This is a genomic window from Isoptericola hypogeus (genome assembly GCF_039531145.1).
In the GTDB taxonomy this organism is placed as follows: Bacteria; Actinomycetota; Actinomycetes; order Actinomycetales; family Cellulomonadaceae; genus Isoptericola; species Isoptericola hypogeus.
The window spans coordinates 179,124-196,724 of record NZ_BAAAPM010000005.1; the positions used below are offsets into that span (position 1 = coordinate 179,124).

The 17,601-nt window shown below is 73.5% G+C and carries 17 protein-coding genes; 8 read left to right on the forward strand and 9 right to left on the reverse strand.

Going from position 1 to position 17,601, the window contains the following annotated elements:
* Positions 1 to 10: 10 nt before the first annotated feature.
* A complete protein-coding gene (locus ABD254_RS13525; protein ID WP_344248949.1) occupies positions 11 to 2,413 on the reverse strand; it encodes a transglycosylase domain-containing protein in 2,403 nt (800 codons plus the stop codon).
* 152 nt (positions 2,414 to 2,565) lie between these two features.
* Between ABD254_RS13525 and sp36 the strand changes: the two genes are divergently transcribed.
* On the forward strand, positions 2,566 to 2,730 hold the full coding sequence (gene sp36 / locus ABD254_RS13530) for a Sp36 family protein (protein ID WP_188522161.1): 165 nt from the start codon (positions 2,566 to 2,568) through the stop codon (positions 2,728 to 2,730).
* A complete protein-coding gene (locus ABD254_RS13535) occupies positions 2,727 to 3,209 on the forward strand; it encodes a RidA family protein (RefSeq protein ID WP_344248950.1) in 483 nt (160 codons plus the stop codon). The genes sp36 and ABD254_RS13535 overlap by 4 nt, the downstream gene beginning before the upstream one ends.
* Positions 3,210 to 3,303: 94 nt before the next feature.
* On the opposite strand, the gene ABD254_RS13540 is transcribed toward ABD254_RS13535, so the two are convergent.
* Together ABD254_RS13540 and ABD254_RS13545 are read right to left on the reverse strand one after the other, a co-directional pair.
* Positions 3,304 to 4,713, reverse strand: a complete 1,410-nt coding sequence (locus ABD254_RS13540) for an MFS transporter (RefSeq protein ID WP_344248951.1) — start codon at positions 4,711 to 4,713, stop codon at positions 3,304 to 3,306.
* A 71-nt stretch (positions 4,714 to 4,784) separates the two neighbouring features.
* Complete coding sequence (locus ABD254_RS13545; protein ID WP_344248952.1) at positions 4,785 to 5,393, reverse strand: NADPH-dependent FMN reductase; 609 nt, start codon at positions 5,391 to 5,393, stop codon at positions 4,785 to 4,787.
* Positions 5,394 to 5,474: 81 nt separating this feature from the next.
* Here ABD254_RS13545 and ABD254_RS13550 point away from each other — a divergent pair, with 81 nt between their 5' ends.
* A complete protein-coding gene (locus ABD254_RS13550; protein WP_344248953.1) occupies positions 5,475 to 6,110 on the forward strand; it encodes a TetR/AcrR family transcriptional regulator in 636 nt (211 codons plus the stop codon).
* Between the two features lie 146 nt (positions 6,111 to 6,256).
* Here ABD254_RS13550 and ABD254_RS13555 read toward each other — a convergent pair whose 3' ends face one another.
* Positions 6,257 to 6,934: a Crp/Fnr family transcriptional regulator gene (locus ABD254_RS13555; protein WP_344248954.1), complete on the reverse strand. Its 678-nt coding sequence runs from the start codon at positions 6,932 to 6,934 to the stop codon at positions 6,257 to 6,259.
* Between the two features lie 316 nt (positions 6,935 to 7,250).
* Between ABD254_RS13555 and nth the strand changes: the two genes are divergently transcribed.
* Positions 7,251 to 7,925, forward strand: coding sequence for an endonuclease III (gene nth, locus ABD254_RS13560; protein WP_344249298.1), 675 nt, complete (start codon positions 7,251 to 7,253; stop codon positions 7,923 to 7,925).
* A 9-nt stretch (positions 7,926 to 7,934) separates the two neighbouring features.
* Here the strand turns inward: nth and ABD254_RS13565 are convergent, their stop codons facing one another.
* The gene (locus ABD254_RS13565; RefSeq protein WP_344249300.1) at positions 7,935 to 8,873 is read right to left on the reverse strand and encodes an alpha/beta fold hydrolase; all 939 of its coding nucleotides are present in this window, start codon (positions 8,871 to 8,873) and stop codon (positions 7,935 to 7,937) included.
* A 148-nt stretch (positions 8,874 to 9,021) separates the two neighbouring features.
* Positions 9,022 to 9,795 (reverse strand): winged helix-turn-helix transcriptional regulator, encoded by a 774-nt coding sequence (locus ABD254_RS13570; RefSeq protein WP_344248955.1) that lies wholly within the window; start codon positions 9,793 to 9,795, stop codon positions 9,022 to 9,024.
* Positions 9,796 to 10,050: 255 nt separating this feature from the next.
* On the opposite strand from ABD254_RS13570, the gene ABD254_RS13575 reads away from it, so the two are divergent.
* Complete coding sequence (locus ABD254_RS13575; protein ID WP_344248956.1) at positions 10,051 to 10,788, forward strand: hypothetical protein; 738 nt, start codon at positions 10,051 to 10,053, stop codon at positions 10,786 to 10,788.
* Positions 10,789 to 10,891: 103 nt separating this feature from the next.
* On the opposite strand, the gene ABD254_RS13580 is transcribed toward ABD254_RS13575, so the two are convergent.
* Together ABD254_RS13580 and ABD254_RS13585 are read right to left on the reverse strand one after the other, a co-directional pair.
* Positions 10,892 to 11,551 (reverse strand): YceI family protein, encoded by a 660-nt coding sequence (locus tag ABD254_RS13580; RefSeq protein WP_344248957.1) that lies wholly within the window; start codon positions 11,549 to 11,551, stop codon positions 10,892 to 10,894.
* Positions 11,552 to 11,800: 249 nt separating this feature from the next.
* Positions 11,801 to 12,187 carry a DsrE family protein gene (locus tag ABD254_RS13585; protein ID WP_344248958.1) on the reverse strand — a complete coding sequence of 129 codons (387 nt, stop codon included), beginning with the start codon at positions 12,185 to 12,187 and terminating at the stop codon, positions 11,801 to 11,803.
* A gap of 251 nt (positions 12,188 to 12,438) precedes the next feature.
* Between ABD254_RS13585 and ABD254_RS13590 the strand changes: the two genes are divergently transcribed.
* The 3 genes from ABD254_RS13590 to ABD254_RS13600 are packed head-to-tail and all read left to right on the forward strand — an operon-like array spanning position 12,439 to position 15,442.
* Positions 12,439 to 13,008, forward strand: a complete 570-nt coding sequence (locus ABD254_RS13590) for a heme-binding beta-barrel domain-containing protein (RefSeq protein WP_344248959.1) — start codon at positions 12,439 to 12,441, stop codon at positions 13,006 to 13,008.
* A 10-nt stretch (positions 13,009 to 13,018) separates the two neighbouring features.
* Entirely contained in the window at positions 13,019 to 14,170 is a 1,152-nt protein-coding gene (gene ygfZ / locus ABD254_RS13595) for a CAF17-like 4Fe-4S cluster assembly/insertion protein YgfZ (RefSeq protein WP_344248960.1), read from the forward strand.
* A gap of 18 nt (positions 14,171 to 14,188) precedes the next feature.
* Positions 14,189 to 15,442: an FUSC family protein gene (locus tag ABD254_RS13600; protein ID WP_344248961.1), complete on the forward strand. Its 1,254-nt coding sequence runs from the start codon at positions 14,189 to 14,191 to the stop codon at positions 15,440 to 15,442.
* Between the two features lie 19 nt (positions 15,443 to 15,461).
* Here the strand turns inward: ABD254_RS13600 and ABD254_RS13605 are convergent, their stop codons facing one another.
* The gene (locus ABD254_RS13605; protein ID WP_344248962.1) at positions 15,462 to 17,480 is read right to left on the reverse strand and encodes an MDR family MFS transporter; all 2,019 of its coding nucleotides are present in this window, start codon (positions 17,478 to 17,480) and stop codon (positions 15,462 to 15,464) included.
* Positions 17,481 to 17,601 lie beyond the last annotated feature (121 nt).

A 17,601-nucleotide genomic window follows, 5' to 3' on the forward strand; every position in this document is an offset into this window, starting at 1 on the left:
GCCGCCGCGGTCAGTTGTCGCCCCCGCCGTTACCGAGGGAGTCCCAGTCTCCGGAGGTGATGGAGTCCCACGCGGACTCGGCGGCGTCGGCGCCGTTGCCGCGACCGTTCCCGCCGCCGTTGCCGCCGCCGTTGTCGCCGCCGCCCGAGTCGCCGTCACCGCCGTCGCCACCGTCTCCGCCGTCGGAGTCGCCGCCGTCGCCCGAGTCCCCACCGTCGTCCCCTGAGTCGGGGGTGGTGGTGACGGGCGGCGGCGCGGCGCCGACCAGAGCAGGGTCGGGGGCGCCGAAGCTCTCGAACGGCATGCCCTCGCTGGCGATGTTCATGTAGTCGTTCCACGCCGGCGCGGCCACGTCGGAGCCGTAGAGGGGCTCGTGGTACTGCCCGTTCACGGTGATGCCCATGTGGTTGGCATTGCGCTCGACGTCGCCGACCCACACCGAGGTGGACAACTGCTTGGTGAAGCCCGTGAACCAGGTGTGCCACGAGTACTGCGTGGTGCCGGTCTTGCCTGCCGCCGGGCGGCCGCCGTCGAGGCCCTGGCCCGCCGCGGTGCCGATGGTCAGGACGTTCTCCATCGCCGACACGATCGTGTTGGCGATGTTCTCCGGGAGCGCGTCCTCGTCGCAGCTGGCACCCGGGACTTTGTACTCCTTGCCGCCCGGGCCGGTCACCTCGGTGATCGCGACAGGCTCGCAGTACGTGCCACCGCTGGCGAGCGTGGCATACATGGCCGCCATGAACAGCGGGGTCGACTCCTGCGTGCCCACGATCATCGGCGCCTGGACGTCGATGTCCGACTTCTTCGCGTCGTAGACCGTCTTCTTCTGCACGCCCGAGTTGGTCGGGCGGAAGCCCATGTCCCAGGCGGTGTCGCGCATGTCGCACAGGTTGAGCTGGTAGCCCATCGCGGCGTAGGCCGTGTTCACCGACAGGTAGGTCGCCTTGAGCACCGACAGGTTGCCGTAGACGGCGCCCTCGGAGTTGGCGGGGCCCCACGGCTCCGCGCTCGTGAGGCCGACGCACGGCGCGTTGAAGTTTTGCGGCCATCGGTCGACCTTGACGGAGGAGACGGTCTCGTTGAGGGTGTGCCCCTCCTTGAGCCACTCGGCCAGCACGATCGGCTTGAAGTTCGAGCCGACCTGGAACCCCTTCGATGCGCCGTGGTTCGGGTCGGCATTGAAGTTCAGCAGCGTGGTGCGGGTGTCCTCGTCGGCGTCGCCCTGGGGCGGCGTGTAGGGCACGTTCTGCGCCATCGCGAGGATCTTGCCCGTGCCGGGCTCGACGGAGGCGATCGCGGCCTCCAGTCCGCTGCTGTCGTCGGCCGGCACGGCGTTGGTGATCGACTCCGCCGCGGCCTTCTGCTTCTTGGGGTCGAGCGTCGTGGTGATCTCAAGCCCGCCCCGGTACAGCAGCTGCTGCCGGTCCTCGCGGGTCTCGCCGAACGCCGGGTTGTTGACGATGTCCTTGATCACGTAGTCGCAGAAGAACGCGGCGCTGTCGGCGGCGTGGCAGCCGATCTCGATCGGCTGGACGTTCAGCGTCTCCTTGATCGTCTTCGCCTTGGCCTCGTCGTACTCCTCGGACGTGATGTACCCCTGCGACCACATGCTGTGCAGCACCAGGTCGCGGCGCTCCTTCGCGTCCTTGGGGTTGACCGAGGGGTCGAACCGGCTGGGCGACTTGGTGATGCCCGCGACGGTGGCGGCCTCGACGATGCTCAGCTCGGAGGCGTGCTTGTCGAAGTAGTAGCGGGCCGCCGTCTCGACGCCGTAGATGCTCTTCGAGCCGAACTGGGCCACGTTGAGGTAGCCCTGGAGGATGTCCTCCTTGCCCATCTTCTGCTCGAGGGCGATCGACATCTTCGCCTCGCGCAGCTTGCGGCTGATCGAGTCCTCCTTGGCCTGGATGACCCCGAAGTCGTCGCCGTCCTGCAGCGACTGCTCGATGAGCATGTTCTTCACGTACTGCTGCGTGAGCGTGGAGGCGCCCTGGGTCGCGTTGCTGCCGAGGTTGTTGGCGAGCGCGCGCGTCATGCCGCGCATGTCGATGCCGCCGTGCTCCCAGAACCGCTCGTCCTCGATGGCGATGACGGCGTTCTGCATGTTCTCGGAGACCTCGTCGAGCGGGACGACGATCCGGTTCTGTGCGTAGAACGTAGCGAGGAGCTTGCCGTTGCTCGCGTAGATGCGCGACTGCTGCGACAGCGGGCTCGGCTCGAGCTCCGCGGGCAGCTCGTCGTAGACCTCGACCGTGGTGTCTGCCGCGGCGTTCGCGCCCGCGACCACCGGGATGACCAGGCCCGCCGCGAGCACGCCCCCGGCCACCGCCGCGAGGACGAAGGCGAGAAGGAGCGCGACGAGCTGTGTCGCCGGCATCATGCGAGTGATGCGGCGGGGATCCTGGTTCGCCATGCCCACCAGGGTACGGGGTCGGATCCAGCCGGCACGGGCAGCGGAACGGGCCGGGTGTGCAGGTCCTGTGGACCCCTCGTCACCGCGCCGTGGAACGTGCAGGTGACCCTCCGGGTGAGTGGCGGCCGTCACCGCTGGTTACGATCAGCCGCATGGCTACCACGTGGGAGTACGCGACCATCCCCCTCCTGATCCACAACACCAAGGCGATCCTCGACCAGTGGGGGTCCGACGGCTGGGAGCTCGTCCAGGTCGTCCCCGGCCCCGACAGCACCAACCTCGTCGCCTACCTCAAGCGACCCACGGGCGACCAGTGACCGCCGCCACCTCCCCGGAGGCCCGGCTCGCCGAGCTGGGCATCACCCTGCCCGACGTCGCGGCCCCCGTCGCCGCGTACCAGCCGGCGGTCCGCTCCGGGAGCTACGTGTACACGGCCGGCCAGCTGCCGTTCTCAGGCGGTGCGCTGCCGACGACGGGCAAGGTGGGGGAGCGTGACGGCCTCGTGCCGCCCGACGTCGCCCAGGACCTCGCCCGGACCTGTGCCCTCAACGCGCTCGCCGCCGTCCGGTCCCTCACCGGGTCGCTGGACGCCGTCGCTCGCGTCGTCAAGGTCGTCGGCTTCGTCGCCAGCGACCCGTCGTTCACCGGCCAGCCGGGCGTCGTCAACGGCGCGTCGACGTTGCTCGGCGAGGTCTTCGGCGACGCGGGCGTGCACGCCCGCAGCGCCGTCGGGGTCGCCGTCCTGCCGCTGGACGCGCCGGTCGAGGTCGAGCTGATCGTCGAGCTCGCTCCCTGATCCTCGGGTGCTCTTGTCGTTGGCCTCGTGGTGGACGAGGGACGTCGACGAGATCGTTCCTGATGCCATCCGCATCACCGTGCGCGTCATTGCGTCACCGTGCGCGTCGCCGGGAGCCGTCGCGCAGCAGGACGCCGGCCGCGACGGCGCCCGCGACGCACACACCCGTCGCGGCCCACAACGTGAGGTGCCAGACGTCGGTGAGGTGGTCGGCGAGGGTGTCGGTGCCCGTCACCGGGAGATTTCCCGTCACCACCCGCCCGGCGAGCTCCGGTGAACCCAGCCGGGCGGAGAGGAGCCCGACGAGCGCAGCGCCGAAGAGCGCCAGGACGAACGCATTCGCCGCGGCGCGTACCGTGTTGAGCATCCCGGCCGCCATGCCGACGTGGTTCTCGTCGATCTGGTCCATGGCCTGCGCATCGATGGTTCCGGACGCGAGCCCGACACCCGCGCCGACAGCCAGGAGCGGGCCTGCGAGCGCGACGACGCCGACGTCGGGCGCAAGGATGGTGAGCCACGCGTTGCCTGCGGCCAGCAGCAGGAGCGCGCCGGTGACGAGGGCCCTCGGGCTCAGGCCACGATTGACCGCTCGGGCGGCGAGCGGCGGCAGGCTCACCATCGGAAGAGTGGGCAGCAGCATCACGGCGCCGACCGCGGTGGCGCTGTGCCCGGCGGGGGACTGCAGGTAGCTGGGCAGGAATGACAGCACCCCGCCGAACCCCAGCGCCATCGTGCCCGCGGCGAGCAGCCAGCCCATGAACCGGCGATGGCGAAGGAGCCGAAGGTCCAGCACGGGTTGGGGCGCCCGCCTCTCGACGGCGACGGCGAGGCCGATGCCGACCACGCCGACGGCGGCTGCGCCGAGGACGAGGGGGTCCGTCCAGGTGCGCCCGGGCCACTGGGAGACGGCGAGCATGGTGCCCGCGAGGCCGGACGCGATCAGCGCCGCGCCGGTCCAGTCGATGCGCGGTCGGGTCGAGGCACGGCTGTCGGGCAGCGCCCAGGTCCCCGCCAGCAGGCCGAGGCCCGCCAGAGCGAAGACGCCGAACCCGAGGCGCCAGCCGACGGCGTCCACGAGCCATCCCGACACGGGCGGGCCCAGAGCCAGTCCCAGGCCCGCCGTCGTGCCCACCGCTGCGAACGCACGGGTGCGGGCCGGGCCCGAGAACGTCGTGGCGACAAGGGCCCCGCCGGCCGCCATCACGCCCGCTGCCCCGGCGCCGGTGAGCACCCGGGCGGCGAGCAGCACGCCGATCCCCGGCGCGAGGGCCGCGGCGAGGCTGCCGGTCGCGTAGGCCACGGCGCCGGCGCGGTACACCCGGCGCCGCCCGACGGCGTCGGCCAACGACCCGGCGATCAGCATGAGTGCGGCGGCGGTGAGGAAGTAGGCCGTCACCACCCATTGCGCGGCCGCGCCGCCGGTACCCAGGTCGGCGGCGACCCGGGGGATCGCGACGCTCGCTCCCGACATCGACATCGGCAGAGCCAGGAAGCCTCCCAGCACGACTGGCAGCGTGGCGCGGCTGGTTGCCGCGCGGCGGGCGCCCGCTTTCGGTCGCGAGCCCACCGGAGCCATCAGCGGGCGCCCGCCAAGGCGCGTACCGGGGCGAGAGCGCGGCTCCACGTCACGAGCTCCTGGAGGAGCTGGGCGAGGTCGTCGGCGTGCCGCTCGGCCGGCAAGAACGTCCCGGTGACCGTGGGGTCCGTGACGTCCATGCCGGTGTAGTCGAAGTCGGTGTACGTGTTGAGCACGACCTGGGTGCGCACGTCGGCGAGCTTGAGCTCGGCCGCGGTCTGACGCAGCTGTTCGACGGCACGCACACCGCCGTTGACGCCGTAGCTGACGAAGCCGACGGCCTTGTCGTTCCACTCGTAGAAGAGGTAGTCGATGGCGTTCTTCAGTACGCCTGGAACGCCGTGGTTGTACTCGGGCGTCACGAAGAGGTACCCGTCGAAGCCGGCGACCGCCTCGGACCAACTGCGGGTGTGGTCGTGGGCGACGACCCCCCATGCCGCGGGGGCGGGCTCGTCGAGCACGGGGAGGCCGAAGGACGCGAGGTCGAGCGCTTCGAACGTCGCGTCGGCGGGGCCGACCCGGCGTGCGGTCTCGAGGGCCCAGTCGGCCACCGCCTTGCCGCGTCGGTGCGTGCGGGTGCTTGCCGTGAGGATGGCGATGCGGGTCACGTCATGCTCCTGTCGTCGGTAAAGTACAACGAGCACTTTACATGTTAGCCTCGACAACGCCAGCGACGAGCAGGGGGAGACATGGGCAACGACGGCGACCGGCCCGCGAGTGGGCACCTGCGGGCGGACAAACGGGCGGCGATCGTCGCGGGGGCGCTCGAGGTGTTCGCGTCCGACGGGTACGTCCGTGCCAGCATCGGCGCGATCGCCGAGGCCTCCGGGGTATCGACCCGGACGATCTACAAGCACTTCGCCGACAAGTCGGCGCTGTTCGACGCCGTCGTCGCAGCCTCGGCCGGCCGGGTCGCCGAGGTCGAGGTCGACCTCGTGGAACGGCACCTCGCCAGCGTCGCGAGCGCCGCGGAGATCGAGCCGGCGCTGGTCGGCTTCGCCGGCGGGTGGCTGCGGGGGAGCACGGAGTCGACTGCTCATCGGGCCCTCATCGGCCAGGTGCGGGCCGAGGCGGCGCATCTCGGGCCGGACGCCGTCGCGGCGTGGTGGGACGCCGGGCCGCTGCGGGTGCAACGAGCCCTGGCCGACCGGCTTGCGCGGTGGTCCGACGCGGGTTGGTTGCGGGTGGACGACCCCGACCGGGCCGCCGTCCACCTCGGGCGGCTCGTCTCCGCGACGCCCGGTCCGCCGGGGACGGTGCCTTCGGACCGTGACGCGTGGATCCTCGCCGGCGTGGAGGTCTTCGTGCGCGCCTACCGCCCCTGACCGTCAGCCGCCCGGCCCGGCGTTTACTGACGGGGGCGAGGCCCTTCGCCCGGTCGCGCTCACGGGCGCCAGGGCGCCCTCCACTTCGGGAGGGATACGACCGGGCGAAGGCCCTCGCCCCCGCCCGCTCGTGCAGCGTCTGCGGCTCAGCGCGCGCGGCGCTCCAGGCGGTCCAGGTCGAGCAGGACGACGGCGCGGCCCTCGCGGCGGACCCACCCGCGGGTGGCGAAGTCGGCCAGCGCCTTGTTGACGGTCTCGCGGGAGGCGCCGACCAGCTGGGCGAGCTCCTCCTGGGTGAGGTCGTGCGCCACGCGGATGCCGTCGTCGTTTGGCTCCCCGAAGCGCGTCGACAGGTCGAGCAGCGCCTTCGCGACCCGGCCGGGGACGTCGGAGAAGACCAGGTCGGCGAGCGTCTCGTTGGTGCGGCGTAGGCGGCGGGCCAGCGCGCTCAGCAGCGTCGTCGCGACGCTGGGGTGCTGGGCGATCCACTGCACGAGCGCCTGGTGCCGCAGCTCGTAGACCACGGCGTCGGACACGGAGGACGCGGACGCGGTGCGGGGGCCCGGGTCGAACAGCGAGAGCTCGCCGAACATCTCGCCGGGGCCGAGGATCGACAGCAGGTTCTCCCGGCCGTCGCTCGAGCGCCGCCCGAGCTTGATCTTGCCCTGCGCGATCACGTAGAGGCGATCGCCGGGCTCGCCCTCGCGGAAGAGGACGTCCCCCCGGCTGAGCTCGACGGGGATCATGGAGTCGAAGAGCGCCTTGGTCTCCTCGCTGTCCATGTCCGCGAAGAGAGGGGCGGAGAGCACGACGGTGTCGTCCACAGGGATCCTCACGTGGTCGGGGGCGGCCCTCCCGCGATCGCGGCGGGTCGTCCGGGTGATGTCAAGGGATTGTGTTCCAGTTCTCAGTCTGCCTCACGGCACCAAATCGCGTCGGGAACCGGGTGTCCGGCGTCACATCGGCGTGGCGCGCCTCCCCGTGCCCGGAGCCGCTCCCGGTGGCCGTGTCGGAGGGCCTGGCTACGCTGCCCACGTGCCGAAGACGACCGCAGAGAACCGCTCGTCGACCCGGCCGACGGCGCCCACGGGCGCGGCCGGCCCCGCCGAGACGCCCACCGGGGAGTCGCGCCTCGCGCTCGTGCGCCGCGCCCGCCGCATCGACAAGGAGCTCGCCGTCACGTACCCGGACGCGCGGGCGGAGCTCGACTTCACCACGCCGCTCGAGCTGCTGGTCGCCACGGTCCTGTCCGCGCAGACCACCGACGTGCGCGTCAACGCCACGACGCCCGCCATCTTCGCCCGCTACCCCGACGCCGCGGCCTACGCGTCCGCCGACCCGGCCGAGATGGAGGAGCTGTTCAAGCCGCTCGGCTTCTTCCGCGCCAAGACGCGCGCCGTCATCGGGCTGGGGCAGGCGCTGGTCGAGCGGTTCGACGGCGAGGTGCCCGCCCGCCTGGAGGACCTGGTCACGCTTCCCGGGGTGGGGCGCAAGACGGCGAACGTGGTGCTCGGCAACGCGTTCGACGTCCCGGGGATCACGGTCGACACCCATTTCGGGCGCCTGGCACGCCGCTTCGGCTGGACCACGCAGCAGGACCCGGTGAAGGTCGAGCACGAGGTCGGCGAGCTGATCCCGAAGAAAGACTGGACGATGCTCAGCCACCACCTCGTCTGGCACGGACGTCGCGTCTGCCACTCGCGCCGGCCCGCGTGCGGGGTGTGCCCCGTCGCGCGCTGGTGCCCGTCGTACGGCGAGGGCGAGACGGACCCGGTCGCCGCGGCGAAGCTGGTGAAGCCCGGCCCGCGGGGCTGACGTCCCGGCTCAGCCTGCGGCCGGCGCGGTCGCGTGCGCCAGCCACTCCAGCAGCAGCTCGCTGACCCGCTCGGCCGCCTCCTCGGGCAGGTAGTGGCCCGCGCCGTCGAGCACCTCGAAGCGGAAGTCGCGCGCGAGCGCGCTGCCGTCGACCCCGGCCGGCTCGCGGTGCAGGAACCCGTCCGCCGAGCCGTGCAGCTGGAGGACCGGGACGTCGACCGGGCGGCGCACGGACGCCAGGTAGCGCCGCCCGTCGGGCCGCGGCGTCGAGCGCACCATCCAGCGCAGCGACTCCATCACGGTGTGGGCGGCGAACGGGATGCGCATGACCGTCCGGTAGAGCTCGGCGTCCGCGGCCGGCAGCGGGCGGCCCGCCCCGGCGTCGAGGGCGCGGGCGACCAGGTCGCCGTCGACGAGGGCGCGCTCCGGCAGCGTCGGGAGCTGGTAGAACGCGAGCTGACGCCGCGCCGTGCGGGTCAGCAGCTGCGCCCCGGAGACGTGCAGGCGCGCGGGGTGCGGCGCCGCGACGGCCCCGACCGCGGCCGTGACCGCAGGCTGCAGGTGCGCCATCGACCACGCGATCACCCCGCCGGTGCCGTGCCCGACGACGACGGCCCGGTCGTGACCCAGGGAGCGCACCACGCCGGCGACGTCGCGCGTCCCCGTGGGCACGTCGTAGCCCGACGGCGGCTTGTCGGACGCGCCGACGCCCCGCAGATCCATCGCCGCGACGCGGTAGCCGGCGTCGGACAGCGCCGTGAGCTGGTGGCGCCACGCCCACCAGAACTGCGGGAAGCCGTGCAGCAGCAGCACCAGCGGCCGGCCGCCGCCGGCGGAGCGTTCCGGGCCCGCCGTCGCCACGTGGAACCGCGACCCGTTCGCGGGCACGAGCTCGTGCTTCCAGGGCCCGTCCACGAGGGCGCTGGAGAAGTCGCTGGAGTCGGACATCGCGGTCACCCGGCCGAACCTACCGGCTCGCCCGGTGCCGCCGACCGCGGACGCGCGGCCCGGCGCAGGACCGCGGGTCGCCTGCGTCACGTCGCGCGCCGGCCGCCGGCGTCGCGTGCCGGGGTCGTGCGCGGCCGGTGCTGGCCGCTCAGCGTCCGGGAGTCGCGCGGGTGCTGCCCGCCCCGGCCGCACCGTCGGACGTCGCGGGCTCGCCCGCACCGCCGTCGGGCGCGTCGCCCCCGCGCGGCTCCTTGGGCGGGTCGAAGCGGTAGCCGACGTTGCGGACGGTGCCGATGAGCTGCTCGTGCTCGGGCCCGAGCTTGGCGCGCAGGCGTCGCACGTGCACGTCCACGGTGCGGGTGCCCCCGTAGTAGTCGTAGCCCCACACCTCCTGCAGCAGCTGGGCGCGGGTGAAGACCCGACCCGGGTGCTGCACGAGGTACTTGAGCAGCTCGAACTCCTTGTAGGTGAGGTCGATGGGGCGTCCGCGCAGGCGGGCGGTGTAGCCCCCGGCGTCGATGGTGAGCTCGCCCGCGGCGATCTCCTGCGGGCCGTCGTCGACGGGGCCGTGGGCGGAACGCTCGATGACGAGCCGCAGCCGGGCCTCGACCTCCGCGGGCGACGCGGTGACGAGCAGCAGGTCGTCCGCGCCCCACTCGTGCGTCACGACGGTCAGGCCGCCCTCGGTGAGGACGAGCACGAGCGGCACCGTCAGGCCGGTGGCGTGCAGCAGGCGGCAGGTGGTGCGGGCGGCGACGAGGTCGCGGCGGGCGTCGAGCAGCACGACGTCGGAGTCCGGCGCGTCGACCAGCGCGGACGGCTCCATCGGCAGCACGCGCACCTTGTGGCTCAGCAGGCCCAGCGCGGGCAGCACCTCGACCGACCCGCCGGTCGCGGGCGTGAGGATCAGCAGATCTGCCACCGGCACCTCCTCCCGTTCGTCGGGCGTGTCGCCCGACCGGTGCGCCCGACAGGTGCGTCCGCCAACGTACCGCGGCTGCGGTGCGCGTCACACCCGGGCGGGCCCGGCTCCACGGCGCGGCCTGGCGCGTCGTGTCCCCGCAGTGTGCCCCGAACCGTGTTACCGGCGTGTGACGTGTCCGTTGCGGAGGTGTGTGCCGCCCGGGAGCGGTCGGCGTGGCGGGCCGCCTGGCGGGGTTCTGGGAGACTCGTCGTCGTGACCGTGACCACCCGAGCCGTCTCGACCTCCGTGCTCGCCGCCGTCGTCGCGGCCGCCGCGTACCTCGGCACCGACTGGCTGGCGCTGGTGGCTGCCGTCCTGGTGCTCCTCCTCGCGGCCGGGTGGGCGCCGCTGCTGCGGCTGCCGGCGCCCGGCGGCACCGGCGTCGTCGTCGCGCTGTCCGGGGTCGGCGGCGTCGCCGTGGCCTGGGCGACGCGGGGGGAGCCGGTGCTGCGCTACCTGCCGCTGGTCGTCGCGATGGGCCTGGTGCTGGCGTTCGTCGCCGAGATGCTGCGGCGCGGAGGCCGGCCCCGGCTCGTGGAGTCGGTGAGCGGCACGGTCAGCGGCGTCGTCGTCGCGGTCGCGTGCGCGGGCTGGGTCGCGGCCGGGCGGACGGAGGCCGGCGCCGCGCTCGTGGTGACGAGCGCCGTCGGTCTGGCCGTCGCCTCGGCGGTCTCCGCCCTGCCCGTGGCGCGGGGGTGGGCGGGCTCGCTGGTGGGAGTCGCGCTGGGCGGTGCCGCGGCCGCGGGGGCGGCGACGGCGGTGCCCGCGATCGACGTGGTCAGCGGGGCCGTGGCCGGTGTCGTGACGGGCCTCGTGGTGGCCGTCCTCGGCCTCCTGTTCGAGCGCCAGCCCGCGTTGTCGAGCCGCTGGGCGGTGCTCGCCGCCGTCACGACGCCGGTGGCCGTGAGCGGCATCCTGGTGTTCGTCGTCGGCCGGCTCGTCGTCGGTTGAGGCGGAGGTGCAGCGCAGGGTGAGGGCCGAGGGACGAGGCACTCGCCCGTAGCGGAACCGCAGACTCGCGCGACCAAACGAGTCGTCGGTTGAGGGCTCGCTCTCACTCCGCCTGGCGGATGGCCTCGCCGGCGAGCTCGATGCGCACGGTCTTGGCGACGAGCACGCCGCCGGCCTCGAGCGCGACGTTCCACGTCAGGCCGTACTTCTCCCGCTCGAAGTCGGCGGAGGCGTTGAAGCCGAAGATGTCGTTGCCGAACGGGTCACGACCGGCGCCGCCGAACTCGGCGTTCAGCGCGATGGGGTGCGTGACCCCGCGGATCGTGAGGTCGCCGTGGAGCAGGAACTTCGCGGACGTCTTGGCGGCTGCCTGGCTGAACGTGTCCACGCGGCCCGGGGTGCGGCCCTTGAGGCGCGCCCACGAGAAGATCGGGTCGACCTCGGTGCGCCACTCGATGCCGGTGCTGCGGAACTCGATGGTCGGGTAGTTCTCGACGTCGAGGAAGTCACCGCTGCGCAGGTGCGTGTCGCGGTCCGGGTTGTGGGTGGTGATCGTCGCGGTCTCCAGCGTGGCCGTCACCGTCGACTGCATCGGGTCCTCGGCGACGTGGATCGCGGCGGTGCCGACGGGGAACTCGCCCCGTACCGGGCTCACCATCATGTGCATCGCGAGGAAGCCGAGCCGCTTGTGCGCCTCGTCGAGCAGATAGGTGCCCGCGGCCGGGATCACGAGGTCGTTCCAGGTCCGGGTGGGCGAGGTCATGGATGGCTCTCCGGGTCGCGACGGTGGGCACGTGCCGGGACTCGCGTCGTGCTCCGGCGGCGGCTCGTCGAGCGGCCGGCACCGGCGCGAGGCCCACGGCAGGTCGTGGGACGGGTGCTTCAACGTTCAATCTACGGCACGGTGCCCGGGGCACCCTAGGGTACGGCGCACCTGAGCAGGAGCGGGAAGCGGGCGCCGTGGCGCGCGTCACGCCCGGGGAGCCGCCGGCACGGACGACGGCGGACGACGTCAGTACACCAGCGCCTGCGCCCCGGGACGCAGGATCTCCTCGGCGAAGACCGCCGCCCCCGCGATGCGCACCCCGGGCAGGACGTCGTCGGCCGTGATCTCCCGGCGCGCGGCGCACTGGGTGCACAGGGTCACCGTCCCGGCGGCCAGCACGGCGTCGAGCAGGTCGCCGGCGGGCGCGGCGTGCTCGAGGGCGAGCTCGGCGGCGCGGCCGGGGACGGCGAACCAGGCCGACTCGCCGGTGAGCCACAGGCTCACCTCGACGCCGGACGCGACCGCTGCCGCGGCCACGGTGAGCGCCTGGTTCGCGGCCTCGGGCCGGTCCAGCCCGGAGGTGGTCTTGATCACGAGCGAGCGGGCGGCCGGGGCAGGCGAGGAGTGGCTCATGACGGGCGACCCTACCGATCGCGCGACCTCGACCATGCCTCTTCTCTGCATCGAGCATGTGGTTCCTCCGGGACCCGGCGCCTCAGGCCGGGAGCAACCGCATGTTCGGCAGGGCGGCGGGCTGGGTAGGATCGCGGCATGTCGATCGAAGCTCTCGAGGCAGTGTTCACCGGTCTGCTGGTCGTCGTGTCGGTCACGATCGTGTGGTTCGCCGGATACGTCGTCTACAAGCTGTTCCAGGGTCAGCGCTGATGCCCTTCGCCTTCCCCGAGGGCCTCGCGCCCGAGGTGTACCCGCTGGCGTGGCTGGTGGGCCGCTGGCGGGGCGAGGGTGTGATCGAGTACCCGGGCATCGACGAGACGCCCTTCGTGCACGACCTCGTCTTCGACCATGACGGCGGCCCCTACCTGCGGGTGGAGTCCACGCTGCGGGTGCGGTCCGCGGCGGTGGCCGACGGCGAGGGCGACGCCGGCCCGGACGCCGGCGACGAGCCCGACACCGTCTGGTCGACGGAGAACGGCTACTGGCGCGTGTCCAGCGATCGGCCGGAGGGGCTGGAGGACGACCGGCACGCGCTGGAGGTCCTGCTGACCGACGCGTCGGGGCGGCTGTCGCTGTTCCTCGGCGTCGCCGGCAACGGCCGCGTCGACCTGGCCACCGACTTCGTGGCGCGCACGTCCACAGCTGCCGAGGTCACCGCCGCCAAGCGCCTGTACGGTCTGGTCGAGGGGCAGCTCATGTGGGTCGAGGAGCTCGCCGCCTTCGGCCACCCGCTCGGCTCGTACGCATCCGCGAAGCTGGACCGGATCACGGAAGCCTGAGGGAGGCCTGATGGACAGCCCGCTGCTCTCCCGGCACGGCGCGGTGCGCGCCGCCGGCACCGACGCCGGCGTCGCGTGGCACTACGGCGACCCGGTGGCCGAGCAGCGCGCGCTCGCGCGCGGTGGCGCCGTCGTCGACCAGTCGCACCTGGGCGTGGTGCGCGTCGCCGGCCCCGACCGGCTGTCCTGGCTGCACTCCATCACCTCGCAGGACGTGCAGGCCCTCCCGCCGCGCACGTCCACCGAGCTGCTGGTGCTCTCGCCGCAGGGGCACGTGGAGCACGCCGCGGGCGTCGTCGACGACGGCGAGGCCACCTGGCTGATCACCGAGGGCGACCACGCCGAGCCCCTCGCGGCCTGGCTGGACCGTATGAAGTTCATGATGCGGGTCGAGATCACGGACGTCTCCGCCAAGTACGCCGCGATCGGCGAACCCGTCGCCGCCGAGGGCACCCAGGGCGAGCCCGTCACCTGGTGGGACACCTGGCCGCGCGTCGCCGTCGGCGGCACGCGCTACGGCCCGCCCGAGGCCGAGCACCCCGGGGCGGACCGGCCCTGGCGGCTCGTGCTGGTGCCGCGGGCCGGCCTCGCCGACGCCGTCGCCGAGCGCGAGGCCTCGGGCTGGCGGCTCGCCGGCACCTGGGCCACGGAGGCGCTGCGCGTCGAGGCCTGGCGGCCTCGCCTGGCGCACGAGGTCGACCACCGCAGCGTGCCGCACGAGCTGGACTGGCTGCGCACCGCCGTCCACCTGCACAAGGGCTGCTACCGCGGGCAGGAGACGATCGCGCGGGTGCACAACCTCGGGCGTCCGCCGCGGCGCCTCGTCCTGCTGCACCTGGACGGCTCACAGCACGTCGTGCCCGAGGCCGGCGCGGAGGTGCGCGTCGGGGGCCCCGACGGGCGCGCCGTGGGGACGGTGACCACCGTCGCCCGGCACCACGAGCTCGGGCCGGTGGCGCTGGCGGTGCTCAAGCGGTCCGTTCCCGAGGACGCGGAGCTGACGGTCGTCGGCGAGGTCGGCGGCGCCGAGCTGCAGCTCGCCGCGGCCCAGGAGGTCGTGGTGCCCGGCGACGGCGTGTCCGCCGACCGGCCCGAGTCGCACGGCCCGCTCGCGCGCGGCCTCACGCCGCGAGGACCGGACGCCCCCCAGAGCCTGCTGTGACCCGGCCCGCGGGGCGCCGTGGCTGACCCGCCGGCCGCCCGGCCGGCCGGGGAGGTGGCGCGCGCGGCCGTGCGCTCGATGACGCGCCGCATCCGGGTGCGCCAGGGGATCTCACGCGCGCGCAGCTCGTTCTGGCCCATCGTGCAGGCGTCGCTGGCCGCGGGCGTCGCGTACGGGTTCGCGAGCCTGGTCCTCGGCCACGACCAGCCGTTCTTCGCCGCCGTGGCCGCGTGGGTGTGCCTCGGTTTCAGCTTCGACCGGGAGCTGCGCCGGGTCGCCGAGGTCGCCGTGGGCGTGGCGGTGGGCGTGGGGCTGGGCGACCTGCTGGTGCACCTCATCGGCTCGGGCTGGTGGCAGCTCACCGTGGTCATGGCGGTCTCGGCGCTGCTCGCCCGGTTCATCGACCGCGGCGCCCTGCTCACGACCCAGGCCGGCGTGCAGGCGATCGTCGTCGTCGGCCTGCCGGCCGCCGTCGCGTCCAGCGGGGCCCTCGGGAGGTGGACGGACGCGCTGGTCGGGGGCGCGGTCGCGCTCGTCGTCGCCCTGCTGACGCCGGGCGACCCGCGTCGTCGGCTGCGCCGCCTGGCGGAGGACGCCACGAACGAGCTCGCCGAGGTCCTCGAGGCGATCGCTCGCGGGCTGCGCGACGCGGACACCGACGACCTCGCCGGGGCGCTCGTGCGGGGCCGTGCCGCGGAACAGGTGCTCGCCGACTGGCGGGAGCTGGCGCGCAAGTCGCGGGAGATCGCCCGCGTGAGCGTCAACCGGGTGCACCGTGACGAGCTGACCCGGCTCGCCGGGCAGGCCGTGCTGGTCGACCGGGCGATGCGCGGCCTGCGGGTCCTGGCCCGCCGCGCGCCCGCCGCGCTGCGGTCGCTCGGCCTGCTGCCGGACGAGGCCGGCACGCCGCCGGTCACGTCGCCCGGCCGTGTCCCACGCGAGGGTGTCGCGGACGCTCGCCCCGCCGTCGACGACGCGGCCGGCGTCGCGCCGGACCCGGGCGAGGCGGCGAACCACCCCGTCGCGGACCTCGTCGAGCGGTACGCCGGCGGCGTGCGGCTGCTCGCCACCGCCCTCGGCGCCGGCGCCGACCCGGCCAGGGCCCGGGAGGTGCTGACGGCGGTCGCGGCCGACGTCGACCCGCGCACCGTGGGCGAGGGGTACTGGCAGGTGCAGTCGCTCGTGCTCATGCTGCGCTCGCCCGTCGTCGACACGCTCGAGGCCGCCGGGATGACGCCCGACGCCGCCCGCGCCACGCTCCCCGAGATGTGAGCGACGACGGTCGAGCCGGTCAGCGCCGCTCGACGGCGTCCGTGTCGTCCGCGAGGAGCTGGTGGGTGAGCTCCTCGACGAGCCGGTCGACCTCGGGCTCGTCGCCGTCCGGCCACTCGGCGACGTAGCGCCGCAGCCGCTCCCGCTCGGCCTCGCGGATCTCCTCGGCGGCGGCGTCGCCGTCGGGCGTGGCGAGGACCGCGTCGCCGTCGATCTCGACCAGCCCGCGGGCCTCGAGGGCCTCCGCGACCCGGCGCACCGTGTCCTGCGAGACCTCGGTGCGCTCGGCCATGAGCTGCACCGAGCGCTTCCGCTTGAGCGAGACGCGCGTGACCATCCATGCCTCCTCGGGCGACAGCTCACCGCGTGACAGCAGCTCGTACACCCGCAGGGGGTCGCGCTTGCCGACGCGCCGCCACAGGATGAGCCGCAGCTCCTCGAGCGACGTGCGGCTCGAACCCAGGGCGAACGACCCGCCTGCGTCCAGACCCGCCTCGGTCGCCGCGTCGCCGCCGCGTGTCGCCGTCCGCAGCTCGACCTCGGGCAGGAGCCAGGTGAGCGCGAACGCGAGGATCGCCACCGGCACCGCCCACAGGAACACGGTGTGCAGCGCGCCGGCGTAGGCGTCGAGGAACCAGTCCTGGACGTCCGGCGGGCACTGCGCGAGCGTCTGCGTCGACGCCCCGAGGGCCTGGGGGGAACATGGCCCCTGGGCCGTCGGCGGGACGTCGGTGACCAGCGCGTCCGTGAGCCGGTTGGCGAAGACCGTGCCGAAGACGGCGACGCCCACGGACGAGCCGATGGTGCGGAAGTACGTGGTGCCCGACGTCGCGGTGCCGAGGTCGCGGTAGCTCACCGCGTTCTGCACCGCGATGACGAGCACCTGCGTCACCATGCCGAGCCCGGCGCCGAGCACGAACATGCTCAGGCCGGCCTGGAGCGTCGTCGTGTCGCGCCCCATGAGGGACAGCAGGTAGAGGCCGCACGAGGTGATCGCGGTGCCCAGGATGGGATAGATCTTGTAGCGGCCGGTGCGGGAGATGAGCTGCCCGGAGCCGATCGACGTGATCAGCATGCCGAGCATCATCGGCGTCATCTCGAGGCCCGACTGGGTCGGGGAGGAGCCCTTCACGGTCTGCAGGTAGAGCGGCAGGTAGGTGATCGCGCCGAACATCGCGAACCCCACGACGAAGCCCACGATCGCGGCGACCGAGAACACCTTGCTGCGGAACAGGTGCAGCGGCAGCACGGGCTCGGGGGCGCGCTGCTCGACCACGATGAACGCGATCACCGAGGCGACGGCCAGTGCGACCATGCCGTACACGGGCCACGACTGCCACTCCCAGGTGGTGCCACCCAGGCTCGTGACCAGCACGATCGACGTCGAGATGAGGCCCAGCAGGATGATGCCCGCGTAATCGACGCGCGGCTTGCGACCGGACTCGATGTGCGGCAGCACCGCGGCGACGACGAGCAGCGCGACGATCCCGATCGGGATGTTGATGTAGAAGACCCAGCGCCAGTCGAGGTTGTCGACGAAGAACCCGCCGAGCAGCGGGCCGGCGACCGACGAGACGCCGAAGACCGCGCCGAAGAAGCCCTGGTACTTGCCGCGCTCCCGCGGCGGGACGACGTCGCCGATGATCGCCTGCGACAGCACCATGAGCCCGCCGCCGCCGACGCCCTGCACCGCTCGCCAGGCGATGAGCTGTCCCATCGTCTGGGAGGTGCCGGACAGGATCGAGCCGAGCAGGAAGATGAGGATGCAGGCGATGAACAGCGCCTTGCGCCCGTACAGGTCGCCGAGCTTGCCCCACAGCACGGTGGTGGCCGTGCTCGCGAGCATGTAGGCCGTCACGACCCACGACAGGTGCTCGGCGCCGCCGAGGTCCGAGACGATCGTCGGCAGCGCGGTCGCGACGATCGTCTGGTCGAGCGCGGCGAGCAGCATCGCGAGCATGAGCCCGCCGAAGATCGCCAGGATCTTTCGCTGGGGCAGCGCCTGCGGCTCGGCCGCCGGTGCGCTCGGTGCGGTCATGCGGTGCCCTCCCGGTGTCGGGCGGACGGCACCGCCCCGGTGGTTGAGCCTGCGTCGTCCTGAGCTTGCCGAAGGACGGAACTCGTCCCGGGAGGCACGTTGCCACGGAGCGCGCAGGTCG

What these genes read in the sequence shown, in the direction of transcription:
- ABD254_RS13525 (WP_344248949.1), bottom strand. Translation starts at nt 2,413, where the DNA reads ATGGCGAACCAGGATCCCCGCCGCATCACTCGCATGATGCCGGCGACA.
- sp36 (WP_188522161.1), top strand. Translation starts at nt 2,566, where the DNA reads ATGGCTACCACGTGGGAGTACGCGACCATCCCCCTCCTGATCCACAAC.
- ABD254_RS13550 (WP_344248953.1), top strand. Translation starts at nt 5,475, where the DNA reads ATGGGCAACGACGGCGACCGGCCCGCGAGTGGGCACCTGCGGGCGGAC.
- ABD254_RS13565 (WP_344249300.1), bottom strand. Translation starts at nt 8,873, where the DNA reads ATGTCCGACTCCAGCGACTTCTCCAGCGCCCTCGTGGACGGGCCCTGG.
- ABD254_RS13580 (WP_344248957.1), bottom strand. Translation starts at nt 11,551, where the DNA reads ATGACCTCGCCCACCCGGACCTGGAACGACCTCGTGATCCCGGCCGCG.
- ABD254_RS13585 (WP_344248958.1), bottom strand. Translation starts at nt 12,187, where the DNA reads ATGAGCCACTCCTCGCCTGCCCCGGCCGCCCGCTCGCTCGTGATCAAG.
- ABD254_RS13590 (WP_344248959.1), top strand. Translation starts at nt 12,439, where the DNA reads ATGCCCTTCGCCTTCCCCGAGGGCCTCGCGCCCGAGGTGTACCCGCTG.
- ygfZ (WP_344248960.1), top strand. Translation starts at nt 13,019, where the DNA reads ATGGACAGCCCGCTGCTCTCCCGGCACGGCGCGGTGCGCGCCGCCGGC.
- ABD254_RS13605 (WP_344248962.1), bottom strand. Translation starts at nt 17,480, where the DNA reads ATGACCGCACCGAGCGCACCGGCGGCCGAGCCGCAGGCGCTGCCCCAG.